Genomic DNA, 2157 nt, shown 5'->3' with positions numbered 1-2157 from the left:
CAGTAGGACCAGCTCAGCTTTGGGTGCATTTCAGCGGCGACTATCTGCACGAGTTGGCAAAAGTAAGGCATTGATTGCAACGGCGCGAAAGCTGGCCATTCTTTATTACAAGACCATCAGATACGGTATGGAATTCCAGGAGCTGGGAGACTTGGCCTACCAACAGGCATCACGGGATCGACAAATCCATGGGCTGGAGCGACGTGCCAGATCGCTTGGTTACCAACTGGTAGCAACCGGCTGACAGGCCGAGATCACTGATGGCCGTGGGTGTTTCTTAGGAAGATGGCGCCAGCACCCCTAACCAGGACAATCCGCTCATGGATCTACCTGATATTGAGCGGGGAACTCCTATTTTGGCGTTGGATGTGTGGGAGCATGCCTATTACCTCAACTACCAAAATCGCCGCCCTGAATATATAAGTACCTGGTGGAATGTGGTGAATTGGAAAGCCGTGAATAGTCGCTATGCGGTTACCAGACGCTGATTGTCCATCGCGCCTAGGTCTGCTGCTGTGCCCTGGGTGGGTTTATTTGGATACAGGTTGAAGATTGTGCAGCAGTTTTGCTGAAAAATTATTCAATCCCTATCTTCTACATGTAAGCCCAATGGCTGCTTGGCATGCCATCTGGCGATCGCCAACTGCCGGAGGTGCCACAGTGCCTTGGTACTAATACAGCAAAGTAGCGACTGCAGAGGCTGCCTCCTCCCCAGCCAGAAGCGCACCGTGTATAAAGCCCGGCCATGCTGTGCTCACTTCCGTTCCCGCCCAAAAGATGCGGCCAACTGGCTTGCGCAGATTGGAGCCGAACTGTGTCCAAGTTCCGGGGGTATAGAACGTGGAGTAGGCACCCCCGATCCAGGGGTTAGCCGGCCAGTTTCCCTCGTGGTACTCCAGCGCGGCATCACGTGCCTGAGGCCCCAACAGGACGGCGAGATCGGCTAAAACCGCTGCGCGACGAACGGCCAACGGCGCCTCGCCGTATTGCGTTGCCGCTTGGCCTGTCAAAAAAGTTGCCAGCACGCCTGGGCTCCCAGGGCGTGGATTCGTCGAGTCGGCGACGAGCTCAACGGCATCGAGTTTGCCAATAGCGTTGCCTGAGAGGCCCTTGGCTCTCCACCAAGGCGTGTCGTAGACGACGAGCGCTTTGATAATTGCGCCCATTGGGGCCCGCTGCGTTAGCTGATCCCGCGCCGCCGGTAGCGGCGGTTCGTAATGAATGCGACCGGTTAGGTGTGGCGGCATCGCAACAATGACCGCCTTGGCGCGGTAGCGATCCTTTGACGTTGTCACGGCGACGCCAGATGCCGAGTGATGCCGAGATGGGCGTCAGCGCGTTGCGCTCGAGCCACGTCGTAATCGTCATCGTGTCAAGCGCTCGGGCATCGGGATGCGTCCATGGCGCCGCGGGGTCAACCGTCTTAGACAGTGCTTCGATCTTGAGCCAAGTCGCAACGACGTCGTCCCGCTCGGCCTTCGTCACGTCGAGGTCGGACCACGTACTTGCAAGGTCAGTCGCGTTGTAGGGCGTCGAGGGCCACGCGCGGTTATGACGGCTGATGCGGCCGTCGTATAGGAACGTATCCTTGCCGCCCACAGGCACGGGGAAGGTGGAGATTTTGAGCTCGCGTGCGTATTCGAGCGTTTTGCTTTGCGTTAAGCCTGCCCACTGGCCGCCAATGTCGACCCAACCCGGAACTGCACCGGGGGTGCTCCGCCCCGACTCACCCACTTGCACACGCTGCAGGCGGCCTCCGATTTGGGGCTGCGCCTCGAGTACGAGCACCTTGCGGCCCTGCTTACTGAGGGTACGCGCCGCCGTCAGCCCAGATACGCCCGCTCCGACAACAATGACGTCGAAAGTGACCTCGTCATTGCGACTCCGAGAGGGCTCTTGCGCAACTGAAGCAGCCTTGGATCTAGAGCCAAGGCCAGGCAGCAAGACACCCAACATCAGCCCGGAGCCAGCAAAAAGATTGCGAAGCTTCACAAATCTGTAATGGAGTTGCAAAGCTTTTTATACGATGCAATTGTACGGCAGGGCTTGATGTTACGTACAGCTTATTTCCCGCAACCCCCCTCTGCCAGCAAAGTTGTCACCCCTGTTAATTGAATCCATGGGGGCTTAATGAAGCAACCTGATTTAACCTGATTT

At 57.5% G+C, this 2157-nt stretch carries 1 protein-coding gene and 3 pseudogenes; 2 read left to right on the top strand and 2 right to left on the bottom strand.

Going from position 1 to position 2157, the window contains the following annotated elements; genetic code table 11:
• A partial coding sequence (locus C7K08_RS16200; protein ID WP_479725438.1) for a hypothetical protein occupies window positions 1-244 on the top strand: 244 nt, incomplete at its 5' end.
• 49 nt (window positions 245-293) lie between these two features.
• Window positions 294-488: pseudogene (locus tag C7K08_RS14025) on the top strand (superoxide dismutase); the annotation flags it as partial.
• 183 nt (window positions 489-671) lie between these two features.
• Here the strand turns inward: C7K08_RS14025 and C7K08_RS16570 are convergent.
• Window positions 672-1301, bottom strand: a pseudogene (locus tag C7K08_RS16570) (flavin monoamine oxidase family protein); the annotation flags it as partial.
• Window positions 1302-1332: 31 nt separating this feature from the next.
• A pseudogene (locus C7K08_RS16975) lies at window positions 1333-1956 on the bottom strand (flavin monoamine oxidase family protein); the annotation flags it as partial.
• Window positions 1957-2157 lie beyond the last annotated feature (201 nt).

This window comes from Synechococcus lacustris str. Tous (assembly GCF_003011125.1).
In the GTDB taxonomy this organism is placed as follows: domain Bacteria; phylum Cyanobacteriota; class Cyanobacteriia; order PCC-6307; family Cyanobiaceae; genus Synechococcus_D; species Synechococcus_D lacustris.
Note: the sequence above shows the minus strand (reverse complement) of the source record. Positions and strands in the feature narration are given on the sequence as shown.